This window comes from Stutzerimonas degradans (assembly GCF_024448505.1).
Taxonomy (GTDB): Bacteria; Pseudomonadota; Gammaproteobacteria; order Pseudomonadales; family Pseudomonadaceae; genus Stutzerimonas; species Stutzerimonas degradans.
In genome coordinates this window covers 266,066-284,895 of sequence record NZ_JAMOHV010000003.1, presented here as the reverse complement: position 1 = coordinate 284,895, position 18,830 = coordinate 266,066, and the positions used below count along the sequence as shown (strand labels likewise).

The following is an 18,830-nucleotide window of genomic DNA, read 5'->3' as shown; positions in this document are numbered from 1 at the left end:
GTCAGACCACCGCTCCCAACTGGAAGATCGGCAAGTACATCGCGATGATCAACCCCCCAACCAGCACGCCCAGCACCGCCATGATCATCGGCTCCATCAGGCTGGTCAGGCCGTCGACCATATTGTCCACCTCATCCTCATAGAAGGTGGCTACCTTGCCCAGCATCTCATCAAGCGAGCCGGATTCCTCGCCGATCGCGGTCATCTGCACCGCCATCGAAGGAAACGTGCCAGTCGTGCGCATCGAAAAGTTCAGCTGCATACCGGTGGAGACATCATTCTTGACTTTCATTGTCGCATTGCGAAACACCACGTTCCCAGTCGCCCCCGCTACCGAATCCAATGCATCGACAAGCGGTACGCCAGCGGCGAAGGTCGTCGACAGCGTACGAGTGAAGCGGGCGACGGCGGACTTGTAAAGGATTTCGCCCACGACCGGCACCTTCAGCAGCACACGATCGAACCAATTGCGAAATTTCTCGGAGCGCCGGTGCGCTTGCTTGAAGGCAAAGGCCGCGCTGATCAGGCCCGCCAGGACAACGAACCACCACTCCTGCAGCGCTTCCGACAGGCCGATCACCATCAGCGTAAACGCCGGCAGCTCGGCGCCGAAGTTGGCAAACACCTCCTGAAACTGCGGCACTACCTTGATCAGCAAAATCGCCGAAACGATAACCGCCACCACGATCACCGCAATCGGATAGTTCATTGCCTTCTTGATCTTGGCCTTGAGGGCCTCAGTCTTTTCCTTGTAGGTTGCCACGCGATCAAGCAGCGTTTCCAGCGAGCCAGACTGCTCGCCGGAATCCACCAGATTGCAATACAGGTCGTCAAAATATAGCGGTTTCTTGCGCAGCGACGCTGCGAAACTATTGCCCGCTGCAACTTCCTGCTTCAGCTCATCCACCAGCTTGCGCATATTGGGATTGTCGAAGCCCTCACCGATGATGTCGAATGACTGCAACAGTGGGACCCCCGCCTTCATCATGGTCGCCATCTGCCGCGTGAACAGCGCGATGTCCAGCGGCTTGATCTTCTTGCCGGCACCGAACAATGACACCGACTTCTTACGCACCTTTTGCGGGTTGACACCCTGCTTGCGTAGCTGCGCCTTGACCAGCGCGGGGCTGACCCCACTCAGCTCTCCCTTGATCTTCGCGCCCTTGCGGTCGGTCCCTTCCCAGGTGAAGACACTGGTTTTTATCGCTTTCTGCGCCATGTTAATCCTTGGTCACCCGGTTGACTTCTTCCAGACTGGTAACGCCCTGCATGGCCTTCGCAAGTGCCGAAGTTCGCAGATCATTGAAACCGTCTTTACGCATCTGGGTGGCTATATCGATTGAATTGCCGTCTTCCATGATAATGCGCTGCAATGCAGGCGTGATTTTAACCACTTCATAAATACCGACACGCCCCTTGTAGCCCCCCTTGCAGTTATCGCAACCCACCGGGGCGTATATTTTGAACGTACCGAGCCGATCGACAGGGAAGCCCTCGTCCAGCAGCGTATCGCGCGGCACGTCGATTTCCTTCTTGCAGCTCGGACAAAGCTTGCGCGCCAAACGTTGCGCGATAATCAGGTTCACCGAAGTCGCAATGTTGAACGCCGGCACGCCCATGTTGCGCAGGCGCGTCAGCGTCTCAGCAGCGCTGTTGGTGTGCAGCGTCGACATCACCATGTGCCCGGTCTGCGCCGCCTTGATGGCGATCTCAGCGGTTTCCAGGTCGCGAATCTCGCCAACCATGATGATGTCCGGGTCCTGGCGCAGGAACGCACGCAGCGCCTGGGCGAAGTCCATACCCTGGCGAGGGTTGACGTTGACCTGGTTGATGCCCTCCAAGTTGATCTCCACCGGGTCTTCGGCCGTCGAGATATTCACATCGATGGTATTGAGGATGTTCAGGCCGGTATACAGCGAAACCGTCTTGCCGGAACCGGTCGGCCCGGTCACCAGGATCATGCCCTGCGGCTGGCGCAAGGCATTCATGTACAGCTCCTTCTGCGCTTCCTCATAACCCAGCGCATCGATGCCCATCCGCGCACTGGATGGATCGAGAATCCGCATGACGATCTTCTCCCCCCACAGCGTCGGCAGCGTGTTGACCCGAAAGTCGATGGCCTTGGTTTTGGATATCTTCATCTTGATGCGGCCATCCTGCGGCTTGCGTCGCTCGGAGATATCCAGCCCAGCCATCACCTTGAGACGTGCCGAGATGCGCGGCGCGAGCTGGATCGGCGGCCGCGCCACCTCATGCAGGATGCCATCGGTACGCAATCGGACCCGGTAGGCCTTTTCATAGGGCTCAAAGTGCAGGTCCGACGAACCGCCGCGAATCGCATCGAGCAGCATCTTGTTGACGAAGCGGACCACCGGCGCATCATCGGCGTCGCCGCCCGCCTCGTCTCCTTTGACGTCATCGGCGACGGTTTCGACATCGAGGCCATCCAGGTCGACGTCGCCCAGATCTTCCAGCCCGGTCGCATCGCTTTCATAGAACTTGTCCAGCGCCTGGCCGAGCTTGTCATCCTCGACCAGGATGGCCTCGATATGCAGCCCGGTACTGAACTGGACATCGGTAATGGCCTGATGGTTGGCCGGATCCGACACCGCGACATAGAGCTTGTTGCCACGCCGCGCCAGCGGCAGCAGCCGATGCTGGCGCGCCAGTTTCTCGCTGACCAGCTCCTTCGGCATGGTTTCCTTGTCCACCGCCGACAGATCCAACAGCGCGACACCGAACTGCTCAGACGCCAGCTCGGCCACCATTCGCCCTTTCGCCAGCTTATTCTGCACTACATAGCTGACCAGCGACGCCTTGCTGCGCAACGCCTGGATCTGCGCCTGCTGGGCGGTCTTTTCATCCAGAACGCCGGCCAGCACCATCTGCCGGGCCAGCCCCGAAAGGGAAATATTGTCGCTCATGACGGCCTCGCATCGAATCGTGCCCGCCTTATAGCGCAGAAGCCGGTAGCTGCAAACCAGCCCCGCGACAGGTGACGCTGTTGGTCACATATCGCCCGCAAAGAATCCAGTCGAGACCCGCAACCGTAGAAAAACTCACTCACCAGGCCGGAGCGGCTGACGCAAAACGCCCGGCAATCCGGCGCCGTCTTCAGCGGCAGCCGCCATTAATTGCGGCGCATCACATTATCAAACTCTGCGCGCCGGCCCGCCGCGAACTGGCATGCCAACTGCTTTATCTCCGTCAGGCTCAACGCCTTTTAACACTTAAAGGAGATTCACATGAAAGCGCAGATGCAGAAGGGCTTTACCCTGATCGAATTGATGATCGTGGTGGCGATCATTGGTATTTTGGCGGCGGTGGCACTGCCGGCTTATCAGGACTACACCGCTCGCGCCAAAATTTCCGAGGCTATAGTTGCAGCTTCGTCCCCGAAAAGCTTGGTCAGCGAAGCCTTCCAAAGTGACAGCTTGGCAGGGATTACTGCAGCTGCAACTGAGTATAACGCTCGTGCTCAAGCGGAGAAGCAAAGCAAGGTTGTTAACGACATTCAAATCGATACTACCAATGGCGTTATTACTGTGACTTTGGAAAGTGCTACTCAGGCTGGCCTGCCGACCGATGCAGCCGGTACTACTCTGACTTTCACTCCGAATGTTCAAGGAGCCGTGCCAGCAGCGGGCGCAAGCGGCGCCATTGACTGGGCTTGCGCTTCTGATACCAATACCACTGCTACAGCCCGTGGCCTTGTAGTGGGTGCAGCGGGTACCCTGCCCGCTAAGTACGCCCCCTCCGAATGCCGCTAACTAAAAAAAAATCGGTACGGCGGTAATCCCGCGCGATTACCTCGCCTAGCCGACCATAAAAAACCCCGCCTTATTGGCGGGGTTTTTTATGAACCAAGTCCCTCGCCAGCCTTTTCCCGGTGGATTGCATCGCCCTACGCCTTTTTTTGGGAGATCTACCATGCCTGCCCGCTTAAAGGCATTTCGATTGCACCTGGCCGCCTCAGCTCTTATCGCGCTGTTCGCCAGGCTTTGGGTGTTTAAACTCTGGTATCCCGCCCCACTGCACGAGGCGCTAGGTGTTACCCAAATCTTTCTATTGCTGCTACTGGTCGATGTGATCCTTGGTCCACTGCTGACCCTGCTGATGTACAAGGTTGGCAAAAAGACCCTGGTCATGGACCTCGCCGTCATCGTCACCCTGCAACTGGCTGCACTGGGCTACGGTCTCTGGACCGTCGCCGAAGGCCGCCCCGCCTGGATCGTCTACAACGCCGACCGCTTCGACGTGGTAACCGTGGTGGATATCGATACCCGTCAACTGCACGAGACACAACCGCACTACCGCAACGCCCCCTGGACCGGCCCCCGCTGGGTCGGCGCAACGAGGCCCGACAAGATCGAACAACGCAACAACATCCTCTTCGAGGCGACGCTCGGCGGCAGCGATATCGCACAACGCCCCAACCTCTACCGGCCACTGGAAGAAATGTCCGGAGCCATCCAACAGCGCGCACGCCCCCTTGCGAGCCTGAACACCGTCAATGCCCCCGCCACGGTCCAGGCCACCCTACAAAAATGGCCCGCCGCCACCGCCTGGGTGCCCCTGATGGCCCGTAGCCAACCCATGGTCGTGCTGCTCGGCAAGGACAAAAGCGAGGTCATCAGCATCGTCAAGTTGAACCCTTGGCAGTAACCCCGAAAGCCTTGAAACCCAGGCGGCTGCACCTCGCCTGAACGGTCACACAAAACCCCTCCACTCGCAGGGATTTTTGTTTTTTGCACGCACGCATGAATCATCCCAGTACGGCGGCTCGGCTTCCGTCGGTCGCCGCGAATGGGTCACGCCCATCACACCAACATCGCAATCGCGCCGCCCCATCCGAACGTCGGATTACGCCTTCGGCAATCCAACCTACGTCGAGCATCGCCAATCACGCGAAGACCCACAACTGAAACGAAAAACGCCCTGCATTGGCAGGGCGTTCTTTCTTCTGTGCGGCGTTTTAGATCGCCCCACGTTCACGCAGCAGCTGGATCACTTGCGTTGCGCCCTCTTCCACCGTCGCGGTTTCGGTATCGACCACCAGGTCCGCATTCAGCGGTACATCGTAGGGGAAGGACTCACCCGGGATGTTGTCATCGCCAGCCGCGTACAGCCCCTGCGGGTCGCGCTGGCGGCAGGTCTGCGGCGATGCCTGCACATACACGGTGATCAGCCGATCAGCGCCGATGAGGGCCTTGGCCTGCTCGCGGCCCTCGGCATCCGGGGCGACGAACGCCGCGAGCGTCAGCAGTCCGGCCTCGTTGAACTGCTTAGCCACGTGCGCGGCGCGGCGCCAGTTCTCGGTGCGACCGGCACGGTCCTGCGGCAGCCCTTTGTTCAGATCGTGGCGCAGGTTCTGACCATCGAGCACGTACACGGCACGCCCCATGTCGAACAGTTTGCGCTCCACGGCATACGCCAGGGTGCTCTTGCCAGCGCCGGACAGGCCGCTGAACAGTACGGTCGCCGGTTGCTGGCCGAAACGTGTGGCGCGCTCCTCGGTAGAGACGTGGGCCAGCGTCCCGTGGTGGCCGCCGGCACCGTGGGCGACCGGATCGGCGATGATCATGCCGGCGCCGACGGTGCCGTTGGTCAGTCGGTCGATGACGATAAAGGCGCCGGTGGTGCGGTTCTGTGCGTAGCCATCCAGCGCGATGGAGGCGTCCAGACTGACGCGGACCTTGCCAATCTCGTTGAGCTGCAGGCTGCTCGCCGCCGCTCGCTCCAGCGTGTTCACGTCCACGCTGTGGGCGATGCTGGCGATCGAACCCGGCACGTAACTGGTGGCGCGCTTGATGTCGTATTTTTTGCCCGGCAGCATCGGATCCTCGCCCATCCACACCAGCATGGCGTCGAAGCTGTCGGCGATACGCGGGCGGTTGTCGGCATGCACCAACATGTCGCCGCGCGAGACGTCGATCTCGTCTTCCAGCGTCAGGGTGATGGCCTCACCCGGGGTCGCCTGCTCCAGCTCACCGTCGAACGTGACGATGGATTTGATGCGGCTGGTCTTGCCGGACGGTAGCACGGCGATCTCGTCGCCCTTGCGCACGATGCCGCTGGCCAGGGTGCCGGCGAAACCGCGGAAGTTCAGGTTCGGTCGATTGACGTACTGCACGGGAAAACGCAGGTCGTTGAAATTGCGATCGCCGGCGATCTCGACGCTTTCGAGAATCTCCATCAGCGACTGGCCGTCGTACCAAGGCGCGCGTTCGCTGCGGTTGACCACGTTGTCGCCCTTGAGCGCTGACATCGGCACGAAGAACAGCGAGGTCGGCTGCAGCCCGATGCGCTCGGCGAACGCCAGGTAGTCGCCCTTGATGCGCTCGAACACGGTCTGATCGAAGTCCATCAGGTCCATCTTGTTGATGGCCACAACGATGTGCTTGATGCCCAGCAGCGAGGCGATATAGCTGTGGCGGCGCGTCTGCGTCTGCACACCGTAGCGGGCGTCGACCAGGATGATCGCCAGGTCGCAGGTGGATGCGCCGGTAGCCATGTTGCGGGTGTACTGCTCGTGACCGGGGGTGTCGGCGATGATGAACTTGCGCTTGGCAGTGCTGAAGTAGCGGTAGGCGACATCGATGGTAATGCCCTGCTCGCGCTCGGCCTGCAGGCCGTCAACCAGCAGTGCCAGGTCAACGTCGTCGCCGGTAGTGCCGACCTTCTTGGAGTCCTTGGTGATGGCCTCCATGTGATCTTCGTAAATCATCTTGGAGTCGTGCAGCAGGCGCCCGATCAGGGTGCTCTTGCCATCGTCGACGTTGCCGCAGGTAAGGAAGCGCAGCAGCTCCTTACGCTCGTGCTGGGCCAGGTAGGCGAGGATGTCCTCGCTGATCAGATCGGATTGATGAGACATGGTGCGAAATCCTTAGAAGTAGCCCTGGCGTTTCTTTTCTTCCATCGAGCCAGCCTGATCGTGGTCGATCACGCGGCCCTGGCGCTCGGAAGTACGGGTCAGGAGCATCTCCTGGATGATCTCCGGCAGCGTGGTGGCGGTGGATTCCACGGCGCCGGTCAGCGGGTAGCAGCCAAGGGTGCGGAAACGCACCATCTTCTTGGTGATGCGTGCCTTCTCGTCATCGGACAGGTGCTCAAGAATGCGCTCGTCGTCGATCATGATCAGCGTGCCGTTCTTCTCAATCACCTCGCGTTCGGCGGCGAAGTACAGCGGCACGATTGGAATCTGCTCGAGGTAGATGTATTGCCAGATGTCCAGTTCGGTCCAGTTGGACAATGGAAACACGCGGATCGATTCGCCCTTCTTGACCTTTCCGTTGTATACGTTCCACAGCTCGGGGCGCTGGTTCTTCGGGTCCCAGCGGTGCTTACTGTCACGGAAGGAATACACGCGCTCCTTGGCGCGGGACTTCTCTTCGTCGCGGCGCGCACCACCGAAGGCGGCATCGAAGCCGTACTTGTCTAGCGCCTGCTTGAGCCCCTCGGTCTTCATCACATCGGTGTGCTTGGCGCTTCCGTGGGTGAACGGGTTGATGTCCTGGGCGATGCCATCCGGATTGACGTGGGTGATCAGGTCCAGGCCCATCTCGGCGACCATCCGCTCGCGGAAGCGGTACATTTCCTGGAACTTCCAGCGCGTATCGACATGCATCACCGGAAAGGGCAGCTTGCCGGGGTAGAAGGCCTTGCGCGCCAAGTGCAGCATCACGGCCGAATCCTTACCGATGGAATAGAGCATCACCGGGTTGTCGAACTCCGCGGCAACCTCGCGGATGATGTGGATGCTTTCCGCCTCCAGCTGTTTCAGATGCGTCAGTTTGTCGACCATGTCTACTCGCGGTTTGTGCAGATGAACGGCACGGGGCCGTGGAAAGGCGCCAACTCTAGCACGCGCCCCGATTCTAATCAGGGCGGCAGTTAGATCGAAATCTTATAGATTTATAGCCGCAGACCTGCGCGCAACGGCGCTTGCGCTAGACGCAGAATCCGGCCGTCAGGCCGGGTTGGCGCAATCGATGAAGCGGTGCTCGATGCCGAATTGCGCGGCCAGATAGTCGCCCAGCGCCTGCACGCCATAGCGCTCGGTGGCGTGATGCCCGGCGGCGAAAAAGCTCAGTCCGTTCTCACGCGCGATGTGCACCGTCGGCTCGGAGATTTCGCCGGTCAGGTAGGCATCGACGCCGGCGGCCACCGCCTGCTCTATATAGCCCTGGGCGCCGCCAGTGCACCAGGCGATACGCTGGATCGGTCGCCGCCCATCAATCAACAGCGGTTCGCGACCGAGCGCTTGGTGGACCTGGCGCTGGAATTCCACCGGCGACATGGGTGCACGCAGCGAGCCGACCAGCCCCACCGATTTCGGATTGTCCGGCTCCAGCGCCCCCTCGACGCGCAGGTCCAGCACCCGCGCGAGCTGCGGGTTGTTGCCGACTTCCGGATGCACATCCAGCGGCAGGTGATAGGCGAGCAGACTGATGTCGTGGTTCAGCAACGTCTTCAGCCGCCGCTGCTTCATGCCGACGATGCGCGCATCCTCGTTCTTCCAAAAATAGCCGTGATGTACCAGCACCACGTCAGCCTGCGCCTCGACCGCAGCGTCCAGCAGCGCCTGACTGGCCGTCACGCCGCTGACGATACGCCGCACCTGCGCCCGGCCTTCCACTTGCAGACCGTTGGGGCAATAGTCGGCGATCTTCGCCACATTCAGATAACGATCACACTCGGCGACCAGCGTCGTAAGCGCAACGGACATGCGCACCTCTCGAATTCAATGGGAAAGCGAACAGATTCTGCGGCAGCGAAGCTCGGCCGAACGCACTCGTCTGAGTGCATCTCGCAAACACCGCGATACGGCAGAGCGCAGCTGCATTTCGTTTGCAGCTTCGTATAATGCCGCCACCTTAAAGGGGCGCTCCCTGCGCTCGCAACCTGTCCGGATCCTTCGCGATGCTCAATGCCCTGCGTTTCATTGGCTGGCCGCTGCTGGTAGGTATTCTCGTCGCGCTGCTGCTCATTCAACGCTACCCACAACTGGTCGGCGGTGCCGCTGAGAGCTACACCTTGGAGCGCGCACCGCAAGCCATCGCGACGACTCCCGGACCGAATTCCTATGCAGCGGCCGTCAGCGGAGCCGCACCGGCGGTGGCCAACCTGTACACCACCAAGGTGGTCGAGAAGCCGCAACAGCAGCCGCTGACGAAGGACCCGGTGTTCCAGCGCTTCTTCAGCGACAGCCTGCCGCGTCAGCGCCGTATGGAATCGAGCCTCGGTTCGGCGGTGATCATGAGCCCGGAAGGCTACCTGCTGACCAACAACCACGTCACCGCCAACTCGGAACAGATCGTGGTGGCGTTGCGCGACGGTCGGAAAACCCTGGCCCGGGTTATCGGCAGCGACCCGGAAACCGACCTGGCGGTGCTCAAGATCGACCTGGCCGAACTACCCGTGATCAAGGTCGGGCACTCCGACAGCATCCGTGTCGGCGACGTCGCCCTTGCCATCGGCAACCCGTTCGGCGTCGGCCAGACAGTGACGATGGGCATCATCAGCGCCACCGGGCGCAACCAGCTGGGCCTCAATACCTACGAAGATTTCATCCAGACCGACGCTGCAATCAACCGTGGCAACTCGGGTGGTGCGCTGGTGGACGCCAACGGCAGCCTCATCGGCATCAACACGGCAATCATTTCCGAGTCCGGCGGCTCACAAGGCATCGGCTTCGCGATCCCGGTGAAGCTGGCGCTGGAGGTAATGACGTCGATCATCCAGCACGGCCAGGTCATCCGCGGCTGGCTGGGCGTCGAGGTTCAGTCGCTGACGCAGGAACTGGCCGAGTCGTTCGGCCAGGAAGGCCGCCCGGGCATCGTCGTCGCCGGCGTCTATCGCGATGGGCCGGCGGAGCGCGCCGGATTGCAGCCCGGCGACCTGATCCTGAGCATCGACGGTGAACAGGCCAGCGACGGGCGCAGCTCGATGAATCAGGTTGCGCGCACCCGCCCTGGTGACAAGATCGACATCGACATCCTGCGCAATGGCAAGCCGCTGACCTTCACCGCGGAGGTCGGCATGCGGCCGCCGGTTGCGGCCACCACGCCGAAGCCCCCCAAACCCGAGTAGCCCGTCGCTGCCGGCAGGCCCGTGTTACGCCGGCTGGCAGAGCCCGCCCAATGCCGCCAGCAGCGCTTGGTTCTGCTCCGGCGTGCCAATGGTGATACGCAGGAACTGCTCAATGCGCGGCTGGCGAAAGTGACGCACGATCACGCCCTGCTCGCGCAATCCGGCGGCAAGCCCGCCGGCATCGTGCCGCGGATGGCGGGCGAAGATGAAGTTGGCGGCCGACGGCAGCACCTCAAAGCCCAGCGCCTTCATCGCCGCGACGACCTGTTCACGACTAGCGATTACCTGCTGGCAAGTCTGCTCGAAATATGCACGATCCTCGAATGCCGCGGCGGCACCGGCAATGGCGATGCGATCCAGCGGGTAGGAGTTGAAGCTGTTCTTGATCCGCTCCAGCGCCTCGATCAACTCCGGATGGCCGACCGCGAGGCCGACGCGCAAACCTGCCAGCGAACGCGACTTGGACAGCGTCTGGGTCACCAGCAAATTCGGATAGCGATCGATCAGCGCGATGGCCGATTGGCCGCCGAAGTCCACATAGGCCTCGTCCACCAGCACCACGGAATCGCAGTTGACCTGCAGCAGCCGCTCAATGGCGTCTAGCGGTAACAGGCAGCCGGTCGGCGCGTTCGGGTTGGGGAAGATGATGCCGCCGTTCGGGCGCGCGTAATCGGCTACGTCGATGCGGAACTGTTCGTCCAGCGCGATAGTTTCGTAGGCAATACCGTAAAGCCCGCAATAAACCGGGTAGAAGCTGTAGGTCACATCGGGGAATAGCAGCGGACGTCCGTGCTGGAACAGGCCGTGGAAGGCATGTGCAAGCACCTCGTCGGAACCGTTGCCAACGAACACCTGGTTCGGCTGCACGCCGTAATAGTCGGCTACCGCCTGTTTGAGGCGCTCGCCGTTGGGGTCGGGGTACAGGCGCAGGTCGTCGCCGACTTCCTCCTGCATCGCAGCGATCGCCCGCGGCGACGGGCCGTAGGGGTTCTCGTTGGTATTGAGCTTGACCAGCTTGCTCAGCTTCGGCTGTTCGCCCGGGACATAGGGCACCAGGTCCTTGACGAAGGGGCTCCAGAATCTGCTCATCCGCCCTTCTCTCCTCGAATTCGATGCTTGGCGTCGATGGAAAACCGCGCGGTGTTTTCCACCAAGTGAGGTGTGGTGGAAAGGCCTGCGGCCGTTTCCACCCTCCGGCTTACTTGATGCGGTACTCGGCGCTGCGCGCGTGAGCGGTCAACGACTCGCCGCGCGCTAGTACCGATGCGACCTTACCCAGCTGCGAAGCGCCCTCGGCCGAGCAATTGATGATCGACGAGCGCTTCTGGAAGTCGTACACGCCCAGCGGCGAGGAGAAGCGCGCAGTGCCGGAGGTCGGCAACACGTGGTTGGGACCGGCGCAATAGTCGCCCAGCGCCTCGGCGGTGTAGCGCCCCATGAAGATCGCTCCGGCATGGCGGATCTGCTCCAGGTACTGCTCGGGATTTTCCACCGACAGCTCCAGGTGCTCAGGAGCGATGCGGTTGGCCACTTCGATAGCCTGAGCCATGTCGGCGACCTGGATCAGCGCGCCGCGGCCCTCGATGGAGGTACGCGCAATCTCGGCACGCTCCAGCGTAGGCAGCAGGCGGGTAATGCTCTCGGCGACACGGTCGAGGAACGCCGCGTCCGGGCTGACCAAAATCGACTGCGCATCCTCATCGTGTTCGGCCTGGGAGAACAGATCCATCGCGATCCAATCCGGGTCGGTCTGGCCATCGCAGACCACGAGAATCTCCGACGGACCGGCGATCATGTCGATACCGACTTGGCCGAACACATGACGCTTGGCCGTGGCGACGTAGATGTTGCCGGGGCCGACGATCTTGTCCACCGGCGGCACGCTTTCCGTGCCGTAGGCCAGCGCAGCCACAGCCTGCGCGCCGCCGATAGTGAACACGCGATCTACCCCTGCGATGCATGCCGCGGCCAGCACCAGCTCATTGACCTCGCCGCGCGGGGTCGGCACCACCATTACCACCTCGGGCACGCCGGCAACCTTGGCCGGGATGGCATTCATTAGCACCGACGACGGATAGGACGCCTTGCCGCCCGGCACGTAGAGGCCGGCGCGATCCAGCGGGGTGACTTTCTGTCCGAGCACCGTGCCGTCGGCCTCGGTGTAGGTCCAGGAATCCTGCTTCTGCCGCTCGTGATAGATGCGCACTCGCTCGGCCGCCAGCTCCAGCGCCTTGCGCTGCTCCGGCGTGATGCGCTCCAGTGCCTGCTCCAGGCGCGCACGCGGCAGGATCAGGTCGGCCATGCCGGAGACTTCCAGACCGTCGAAGCGCTGGGTCAGCTCTACCAACGCCGCATCGCCGCGTGTGCGTACCGCCTGGATGATCTCCAGCACACGCGCGTTCACGCCGTCGTCGGAGACGCTTTCCCAGCTCAGCAGATGATCCAGATGCCGGGCGAAATCGGCATCGGCAGCATTGAGTCGGCGAATAGCGGCGGGAACGGTCATGGCGGGCCTCATGGTTGGCTAGGCATCGGGAACTGCTCGTGGTCGTTGTGCACACAACGACCCGAAGATCAGGCTCTAAAGCGCCGCTAGATTAGCAAGCCGACCGCGTGCGCACCCGAGATTTTCGGCTATGGCACGGATAGGCGCGGGCATGGCGGCGCCGAGGCAGAAGTCAGTGCGGATGTCGCTCGACGGCAGCACGCAGCGAGTCGATCAGCGCCTGGATGCGCGCATGCTGCATCTTCATCGACGCCTTGTTGACCACCAGCCGCGAGCTGATGGTGGCGATCAGCTCCTGCGGCTCCAGGCCGTTGGCACGCAGGGTGTTGCCGGTGTCGACCACGTCGATGATCTTGTCGGCCAATCCCACCAGCGGCGCGAGTTCCATCGAGCCATAGAGCTTGATGATGTCGACCTGGCGACCTTGCTCGGCGTAGTAACGCTTGGCGACGTTGACGAACTTGGTCGCCACCCGCAGCCGTCCCTTGGGCTCCGGCGCACCGACCTTGCCCGCGGTCATCAGCTTGCAGTTGGCGATCTTCAGGTCGAGCGGCTCGTACAGCCCCTGGCCGCCGTATTCCATCAGCACGTCCTTGCCGGCGACGCCGAGGTCCGCCGCGCCGTGTTCGACATAGGTCGGCACGTCGGTGGCACGCACGATCAGCAGGCGCACGTCATCCTGGGTGGTCGGGATGATCAGCTTGCGGCTCTTGTCCGGATTCTCGGTGGGCACGATGCCCGCAGCCGCGAGTAGCGGCAAGGTATCGTCAAGAATGCGGCCTTTGGATAGGGCGATGGTGAGCATGAAGCGTTTTCCTTGAACGGCAACGGCCAACCTGAAAGGACGGCCACATGACCAACTGCGATCTCGCAAGCGAGCGTCATGCACGGCAGGAACAGGCCAGAAAGCAGAGTTTACGATCCGTAAAAGAGCATTCCGAGCCTGTTTTCAGCGCAACATGACCGCCGCGGGACGGACCGCTATCAGCCCGGAACGCGGCGAATCTTCGCCCCCAGCAACTGCAGTTTCTCCTCGATGCACTCGTAGCCACGGTCGATGTGGTAGATACGATCGATCAGGGTATCACCCTCGGCCACGAGGCCGGCGATCACCAGGCTCGCGGATGCGCGCAGGTCGGTCGCCATCACCGGCGCGCCCTTGAGCCGCTCGACACCGGTCACGATGGCGGTGTTGCCTTCGACGAGAATCTGCGCGCCCATGCGGTTCATTTCGTAAACATGCATGAAGCGGTTTTCGAACACCGTCTCGATCACCGTGCCGGTACCTTCGGCGATGGCGTTGAGCGCGATGAACTGCGCCTGCATGTCGGTGGGGAATGCCGGGTACGGTGCGGTACGCACGTTGACGGCCTTCGGCCGCTTGCCCTTCATGTCCAGCTCGATCCAGTTACTGCCAGTGTCGATGTGCGCGCCAGCTTCCACCAGCTTGTGCAGCACGGCCTCGAGCAGCGTGGCGTCGGTATCCTTCAGGCGCACACGACCGCCGGTCGCTGCCGCGGCCACCAGATAGGTGCCGGTCTCGATACGGTCGGGCATGACGCTGTAACGGCCGCCACCGAGTCGCTTGACGCCGTCGATGACGATGGTGTCGGTGCCCGCGCCGGAAACCTTGGCTCCCATCGCATTGAGGAAATTGGCCAGATCGACCACTTCCGGCTCACGCGCGGCGTTTTCCAGCACGCTGCGACCGTTGGCCAGAGCAGCGGCCATCATGATGTTCTCGGTGCCGGTGACGCTCACGGTATCGAAGAAGAAGGTTGCGCCGCGCAGGCCGCCGGCCGGCGCCCTGGCCTTGATGTAGCCGCCTTCCACCTCGATCTGCGCACCCATCGCCTCAAGACCGCGAATGTGCAGGTCTACCGGGCGCGAACCGATGGCACAACCACCCGGCAGTGCCACTTCAGCCTCGCCGAAGCGCGCGACCATCGGGCCGAGCACCAAGATTGAGGCGCGCATGGTCTTGACCAGCTCATAGGGAGCGACCAGTGTCTTGATGCTGCTGGCGTCCACCTCGACGCTGAGTTTTTCGTCGATGACGGGCTGTACGCCCATGCGTCCGAACAGCTCGATCATCGTGGTGATGTCGTGCAGGTGCGGCAGGTTGCAGACGGTGACCGGCGTGTCGGCCAGCAGGGTCGCAGCCAGAATCGGCAGGGCGGAGTTCTTCGCGCCGGAAATGCGAATCTCGCCATCGAGGCGAGCGCCGCCGGTAATGATCAGTTTATCCATGAATGTTCCCGTAACCCGCAGGCTGGAAGCTCTGACGAAGGGCGTGGCGCGGTCTTCGCGACGCGCGCGGCCTGGAATGTGAATCGCCTCGACCGCCGCTCAGGCGCGCGAGGCCCAGTCGGCACGACTGAAGAATTTCATGGTGACGGCATGAATGCTGCCATCGGCGATCCATGGATTGAGATGAGCGTAGATCTGCTGCTGCCGCTTGACCGGCCCCAGGGCCGTCAGATCATCGCTGATCACATTGAGCTGGAAGTTGCAGCCTTCGCCTTCCACTTCCACCACCGCTCCGGGAAGCTTCGCTTCCAGGAAATTCTTCACTTCTAGGGCCTGCATGTTCAACCTCGATCGGCGCAGGACGCGCACGGGCCGGCCATCATACAAAAAAGCCCGGAGGCTGCGAACCCCGAACCGCGCCGGCAAGACGCGGTTCGTCTTATTCCAGCGTCTCGGCTGCTTGGTCGCGTTCAGAGCGCCGCGCATGCCGGCCGCTGTCGCTTTGCACCGCCGGGAAACGCGACGACGCAAAGCGCACCACCAGGATCGCCAGCGCCAGCAGCAGAATCGCTCCGGACACGTAGACGACGCCCATGTCCGGGCGATGGTGATGGGAAATGTCGGAGATCAGCAGGCGGGTCAGCGCGGTAATCGCCACATAGATCAGGAAGCGCACCGGCATGTGATTGGTCTTGAAATAGATGCCGACCATCGCACCCAGCTCGAGGTAGATGAACAGCAGCAGAATATCGTCGACCGTGATATGCCCCTTCTCGACCATGCCGAGGAAGGCCAGGAAAGCCGCCCACGCCGTCACGCCACCGATGGCGAACAACGCAAGATAATGAAAGCCCTCGACGAGCAAGTTGCCCAGCGCTTCGGCCAGGCCATGAAGCTGGTCGCGCATGCGTTCGGCCCAGCGCAGGCTCATGTGTCGCTCCCCGTAGACGCCGCATCCAGCGGCAGGATGTCCAGCAGCCCGGAGACCCGGGCGATTTCCAGCATGTCGGCCGGCATCCCGGTGATGCGCACCGGACGCTGTGCCGCCCGGGCGTCACGCATGAAGGCCAGCAAGAGCGACAGGCCGACGCTGCTGGACTTCTCTACCTTCGAGCAGTCGAGCACCAGCGTTGCGCCCTTCTCTGCACAAATCAGCCCCCGGCCCTGCTCACGCAGAACCGGACCGGTACGCAGATCAAGCACACCGAGCAGACACAACGTTCCGCCCGGCAGGCTTTCGATGCGCCCGTCATTCATTGCCGCTGGCCTGTTGACCGGCCGAAGTGTCCTTGGCGCGAGCCACGACCTCTGCCCAACCGTCGATGGTCTTGTCCAGATCGCCGCCATTCTTCTGCATCGAGTCGGCAAACTGGTCGCGGAACAGCTTGCCGATGTTGATGCCGTTGATGATCACGTTGCGCACACGCCATTCGCCATCGTTAACCATCGTGTAGGACACCGGGTAGACCTCGCCTTGGCGCCCGACCACTTCCATGCCGACACTGGTGCGCTTGCCGTCCTGCTTGCCGGTCGGCGGCAATACGCGGATCTGCTGATTGTTGTATTCCAGCAGGGCGTTGCCATAGAACTGCATCAGGCTGCGCTTGAAGTTTTCCTGAAAGCGCGTCATCTGCTCGGGAGTGGCACTGCGCGAATATTTGACAGTCATGATGCTGCGCGAGATGCCTTCGGCATCCACGACCGGACCGAGGATGCCGTTCAGCGCGTCGTAGAACGCCGAAGGATCGCTGCGGTACTGCTCCTTGTTGGCTTTCAGATCGGCCAGCAACCGATCGGTGGTCTGCTGAATCAGCTGGTGCGGACTCACCGCAGCCTGGGCAAACAGCGGCAGTACAGCCAGCAGAACCAGCAGCCCGCGACGCAGGGCAGTCATCATTCGAAGCACTCCTTATTCCTTGTTAACCGAGTTGAGCAGGAACTTGCCGATCAGGTCTTCGAGCACCAGCGAAGACTGGGTGTCGCTGATCGTGTCGCCATCACCGAGAGCCTCCTCGTCACCGCCGACGCTGATACCGATGTACTTCTCGCCGAGCAGGCCGGCGGTAAGGATCGAGGCGGTGGAATCGACCGGCAGCATGTCGACATCCTGCTGTATTTCCATCGTCACGCGACCGGTGAAGCTATCGCGATCCAGATCGATGGCGGTGACCTTGCCAATGGTCACGCCGGCCATGGTCACCTTGGATCTGACCGTCAGACCGGCAATATTGTCGAAATATGCATACACCTTGTAGGTATCAGCATTGCCGACACTCAACCCGCTGACCCGCAGCGACAACAGCAACAGCGCCAGCAGACCGGCTAGCAGAAACAGGCCGACACCCATTTCCAGTGAGCGGATACGCATCAGAAATCTCCAAACATCAATGCGGTCAGAATAAAATCGAGGCCCAGCACTGCCAACGAGGCGTATACCACGGTACGCGTCGTGGCCCGGCTGATTCCCTCGGAGGTCGGCTCGCAGTCATAGCCCTGGAACACCGCGATCCAGGTCACCACCAGCGCAAACACCAGGCTCTTGATCACGCCGTTGAGCACATCCGAGCGGAAGTCGACACTGTTCTGCATATTGACCCAGTACGAACCCTCGTAGACACCGAGCCAGTCCACGGCAACCATCGCCCCGCCCCAGATGCCGACCACATTGAAGATCAGCGTCAGCAGCGGCAACGAGATGAAGCCTGCCCACAAGCGCGGCGCGATGATGTACTTGAGCGGATCGACACCGATCATCTCCAGGCTCGACAACTGTTCGGTGGACTTCATGTTGCCGATCTCGGCCGCCAGCGCCGAGCCCGCACGACCCGCGAACAGCAGGGCCGTAACCACCGGCCCAAGCTCGCGCAGCAGCGTCAGGGCGACCATCTGGCCGACCGCCTGTTCCGAGCCGTAGCTACTGAGGATGTTGTAGCCCTGCAGCGCCAGGACCATGCCGATGAAGATGCCAGACACGACGATGATCGCCAGCGACAACACCCCCACTGCATAGAGTTGCTTCATCAGCAGCGCCAGGCCGTTGCGCAGCCCGCTACGGCCGAACAGCGCGTGGACCAGAAAGATCGTCGAGCGCCCCAGTGCCGCGAGTACATCGAGTCCCGCACGGCCGAGCAGGGCGATCCTGTCCAACAGCGAACGCTTACGCATCGGCGCCTCCCAACAGGTCGTCAGCATAGGCCGGCGCAGGAAAATGGAACGGAACCGGGCCGTCGGCCGAGCCCGTCATGAACTGGCGGATGCGCGGATTGTCCGACTTCATCAGCTCGGCCGGCACACCCTGGCCAAGCACCTGGCCGTCGCCGACCACATAGATGTAGTCGGCGATCGATGCGGTCTCCGCAAGATCGTGGGACACGACGATACTGGTGATTCCGAGCGCATCGTTGAGCAGCCGGATCAGCCGCACCAGAACGCCCATCGCGATTGGATCCTGACCGGCGAACGGCTCGTCATACATGAGAATCTGCGGATCCAGCGCGATTGCCCGCGCCAGCGCCACGCGACGCTTCATCCCGCCGGAAAGCTCGTCGGGCATCAGCTCGACGGCCCCACGCAGGCCAACCGCCTGCAGCTTCATCAGCACGATATCGCGGATCATTTCTTCCGGCAGCCGGGTGTGCACCCGCAGCGGGAAAGCGACATTCTCGAACACATCGAGATCGGTGAACAACGCACCGCTCTGGAACAACACGCCCATCTGCTTGCGCATGTCGAACAGCTCGCTACGCGAAAGACTCGGCAGGTTGTTGCCGGCCACCCAGATTTCGCCACGATTCGGCATCAGCTGGGCGGCTATCAGACGCAGCAGGGTCGTCTTGCCGCAGCCGGACGGGCCCATGATCGCAGTGACCTTGCCGCGAGGAATGGCAATATCGATGTTGTCGAAGATACTTCGCTCACCACGCATGAAGGTCACTCCCTTCAGCTCGACGGCGAAGTCATTGCAGGCGCTCATCTGGTCTCC

At 61.8% G+C, this 18,830-nt stretch carries 19 protein-coding genes; 3 read left to right on the top strand and 16 right to left on the bottom strand.

The annotated features are described in order from the left end of the window. Position 1 precedes the first annotated feature (1 nt). On the bottom strand, positions 2–1,219 hold the full coding sequence (locus NAV27_RS06510) for a type II secretion system F family protein (RefSeq protein WP_102827578.1): 1,218 nt from the start codon (positions 1,217–1,219) through the stop codon (positions 2–4). A 1-nt stretch (position 1,220) separates the two neighbouring features. Next, a complete protein-coding gene (gene pilB, locus NAV27_RS06505) occupies positions 1,221–2,924 on the bottom strand; it encodes a type IV-A pilus assembly ATPase PilB (RefSeq protein WP_102827579.1) in 1,704 nt (567 codons plus the stop codon). 321 nt (positions 2,925–3,245) lie between these two features. Here pilB and NAV27_RS06495 point away from each other — a divergent pair, with 321 nt between their 5' ends. After that, positions 3,246–3,770 carry a pilin gene (locus NAV27_RS06495; RefSeq protein WP_003302811.1) on the top strand — a complete coding sequence of 175 codons (525 nt, stop codon included), beginning with the start codon at positions 3,246–3,248 and terminating at the stop codon, positions 3,768–3,770. 160 nt (positions 3,771–3,930) lie between these two features. Beyond that, a complete protein-coding gene (tfpZ, locus tag NAV27_RS06490) occupies positions 3,931–4,665 on the top strand; it encodes a TfpX/TfpZ family type IV pilin accessory protein (protein ID WP_102827580.1) in 735 nt (244 codons plus the stop codon). 310 nt (positions 4,666–4,975) lie between these two features. On the opposite strand, the gene cysN is transcribed toward tfpZ, so the two are convergent. The 3 genes from cysN to NAV27_RS06475 form a co-directional block, all read right to left on the bottom strand. Beyond that, complete coding sequence (cysN, locus tag NAV27_RS06485; protein WP_102827581.1) at positions 4,976–6,874, bottom strand: sulfate adenylyltransferase subunit CysN; 1,899 nt, start codon at positions 6,872–6,874, stop codon at positions 4,976–4,978. Between the two features lie 12 nt (positions 6,875–6,886). Next, positions 6,887–7,804 (bottom strand): sulfate adenylyltransferase subunit CysD, encoded by a 918-nt coding sequence (gene cysD, locus NAV27_RS06480; protein WP_008567291.1) that lies wholly within the window; start codon positions 7,802–7,804, stop codon positions 6,887–6,889. 165 nt (positions 7,805–7,969) lie between these two features. Then, positions 7,970–8,728, bottom strand: a complete 759-nt coding sequence (locus tag NAV27_RS06475) for a Nif3-like dinuclear metal center hexameric protein (protein ID WP_008567292.1) — start codon at positions 8,726–8,728, stop codon at positions 7,970–7,972. A 194-nt stretch (positions 8,729–8,922) separates the two neighbouring features. Between NAV27_RS06475 and algW the strand changes: the two genes are divergently transcribed. Beyond that, on the top strand, positions 8,923–10,092 hold the full coding sequence (gene algW / locus NAV27_RS06470) for a Do family serine endopeptidase AlgW (RefSeq protein WP_256055291.1): 1,170 nt from the start codon (positions 8,923–8,925) through the stop codon (positions 10,090–10,092). Between the two features lie 24 nt (positions 10,093–10,116). On the opposite strand, the gene hisC is transcribed toward algW, so the two are convergent. The 11 genes from hisC to NAV27_RS06415 all read right to left on the bottom strand — a co-directional run bounded on the left by hisC (position 10,117) and on the right by NAV27_RS06415 (position 18,821). Beyond that, entirely contained in the window at positions 10,117–11,181 is a 1,065-nt protein-coding gene (gene hisC, locus NAV27_RS06465) for a histidinol-phosphate transaminase (RefSeq protein ID WP_102827582.1), read from the bottom strand. A gap of 109 nt (positions 11,182–11,290) precedes the next feature. After that, on the bottom strand, positions 11,291–12,598 hold the full coding sequence (gene hisD, locus NAV27_RS06460; RefSeq protein WP_102827583.1) for a histidinol dehydrogenase: 1,308 nt from the start codon (positions 12,596–12,598) through the stop codon (positions 11,291–11,293). Between the two features lie 172 nt (positions 12,599–12,770). Continuing rightward, positions 12,771–13,403 (bottom strand): ATP phosphoribosyltransferase, encoded by a 633-nt coding sequence (gene hisG / locus NAV27_RS06455; protein ID WP_008567297.1) that lies wholly within the window; start codon positions 13,401–13,403, stop codon positions 12,771–12,773. 179 nt (positions 13,404–13,582) lie between these two features. Beyond that, a complete protein-coding gene (gene murA / locus NAV27_RS06450) occupies positions 13,583–14,848 on the bottom strand; it encodes a UDP-N-acetylglucosamine 1-carboxyvinyltransferase (protein ID WP_102827584.1) in 1,266 nt (421 codons plus the stop codon). A 99-nt stretch (positions 14,849–14,947) separates the two neighbouring features. Further along, the gene (locus tag NAV27_RS06445; protein WP_102827585.1) at positions 14,948–15,187 is read right to left on the bottom strand and encodes a BolA family protein; all 240 of its coding nucleotides are present in this window, start codon (positions 15,185–15,187) and stop codon (positions 14,948–14,950) included. 100 nt (positions 15,188–15,287) lie between these two features. Further along, positions 15,288–15,779, bottom strand: a complete 492-nt coding sequence (locus NAV27_RS06440; protein ID WP_008567300.1) for a phosphate-starvation-inducible protein PsiE — start codon at positions 15,777–15,779, stop codon at positions 15,288–15,290. Beyond that, complete coding sequence (locus tag NAV27_RS06435) at positions 15,776–16,105, bottom strand: STAS domain-containing protein (protein ID WP_102827586.1); 330 nt, start codon at positions 16,103–16,105, stop codon at positions 15,776–15,778. Before NAV27_RS06435 ends, NAV27_RS06440 begins: the two co-directional genes overlap by 4 nt. Continuing rightward, on the bottom strand, positions 16,098–16,745 hold the full coding sequence (locus NAV27_RS06430; protein ID WP_008567302.1) for an MlaC/ttg2D family ABC transporter substrate-binding protein: 648 nt from the start codon (positions 16,743–16,745) through the stop codon (positions 16,098–16,100). Before NAV27_RS06430 ends, NAV27_RS06435 begins: the two co-directional genes overlap by 8 nt. Positions 16,746–16,757: 12 nt before the next feature. Beyond that, a complete protein-coding gene (gene mlaD, locus NAV27_RS06425; protein ID WP_008567303.1) occupies positions 16,758–17,216 on the bottom strand; it encodes an outer membrane lipid asymmetry maintenance protein MlaD in 459 nt (152 codons plus the stop codon). Beyond that, the gene (gene mlaE / locus NAV27_RS06420; RefSeq protein WP_008567305.1) at positions 17,216–18,013 is read right to left on the bottom strand and encodes a lipid asymmetry maintenance ABC transporter permease subunit MlaE; all 798 of its coding nucleotides are present in this window, start codon (positions 18,011–18,013) and stop codon (positions 17,216–17,218) included. The genes mlaD and mlaE overlap by 1 nt, the downstream gene beginning before the upstream one ends. Continuing rightward, positions 18,006–18,821 (bottom strand): ATP-binding cassette domain-containing protein, encoded by an 816-nt coding sequence (locus NAV27_RS06415; protein ID WP_102827587.1) that lies wholly within the window; start codon positions 18,819–18,821, stop codon positions 18,006–18,008. Before NAV27_RS06415 ends, mlaE begins: the two co-directional genes overlap by 8 nt. Positions 18,822–18,830: the final 9 nt, after the last annotated feature.

Coding starts and splice junctions, on each gene's coding strand:
- NAV27_RS06510 (WP_102827578.1), bottom strand. CDS start 1,219: ATGGCGCAGAAAGCGATAAAAACCAGTGTCTTCACCTGGGAAGGGACC.
- pilB (WP_102827579.1), bottom strand. CDS start 2,924: ATGAGCGACAATATTTCCCTTTCGGGGCTGGCCCGGCAGATGGTGCTG.
- NAV27_RS06495 (WP_003302811.1), top strand. CDS start 3,246: ATGAAAGCGCAGATGCAGAAGGGCTTTACCCTGATCGAATTGATGATC.
- tfpZ (WP_102827580.1), top strand. CDS start 3,931: ATGCCTGCCCGCTTAAAGGCATTTCGATTGCACCTGGCCGCCTCAGCT.
- cysN (WP_102827581.1), bottom strand. CDS start 6,874: ATGTCTCATCAATCCGATCTGATCAGCGAGGACATCCTCGCCTACCTG.
- cysD (WP_008567291.1), bottom strand. CDS start 7,804: ATGGTCGACAAACTGACGCATCTGAAACAGCTGGAGGCGGAAAGCATC.
- NAV27_RS06475 (WP_008567292.1), bottom strand. CDS start 8,728: ATGTCCGTTGCGCTTACGACGCTGGTCGCCGAGTGTGATCGTTATCTG.
- algW (WP_256055291.1), top strand. CDS start 8,923: ATGCTCAATGCCCTGCGTTTCATTGGCTGGCCGCTGCTGGTAGGTATT.
- hisC (WP_102827582.1), bottom strand. CDS start 11,181: ATGAGCAGATTCTGGAGCCCCTTCGTCAAGGACCTGGTGCCCTATGTC.
- hisD (WP_102827583.1), bottom strand. CDS start 12,598: ATGACCGTTCCCGCCGCTATTCGCCGACTCAATGCTGCCGATGCCGAT.
- hisG (WP_008567297.1), bottom strand. CDS start 13,403: ATGCTCACCATCGCCCTATCCAAAGGCCGCATTCTTGACGATACCTTG.
- murA (WP_102827584.1), bottom strand. CDS start 14,848: ATGGATAAACTGATCATTACCGGCGGCGCTCGCCTCGATGGCGAGATT.
- NAV27_RS06445 (WP_102827585.1), bottom strand. CDS start 15,187: ATGCAGGCCCTAGAAGTGAAGAATTTCCTGGAAGCGAAGCTTCCCGGA.
- NAV27_RS06440 (WP_008567300.1), bottom strand. CDS start 15,779: ATGAGCCTGCGCTGGGCCGAACGCATGCGCGACCAGCTTCATGGCCTG.
- NAV27_RS06435 (WP_102827586.1), bottom strand. CDS start 16,105: ATGAATGACGGGCGCATCGAAAGCCTGCCGGGCGGAACGTTGTGTCTG.
- NAV27_RS06430 (WP_008567302.1), bottom strand. CDS start 16,745: ATGATGACTGCCCTGCGTCGCGGGCTGCTGGTTCTGCTGGCTGTACTG.
- mlaD (WP_008567303.1), bottom strand. CDS start 17,216: ATGCGTATCCGCTCACTGGAAATGGGTGTCGGCCTGTTTCTGCTAGCC.
- mlaE (WP_008567305.1), bottom strand. CDS start 18,013: ATGCGTAAGCGTTCGCTGTTGGACAGGATCGCCCTGCTCGGCCGTGCG.
- NAV27_RS06415 (WP_102827587.1), bottom strand. CDS start 18,821: ATGAGCGCCTGCAATGACTTCGCCGTCGAGCTGAAGGGAGTGACCTTC.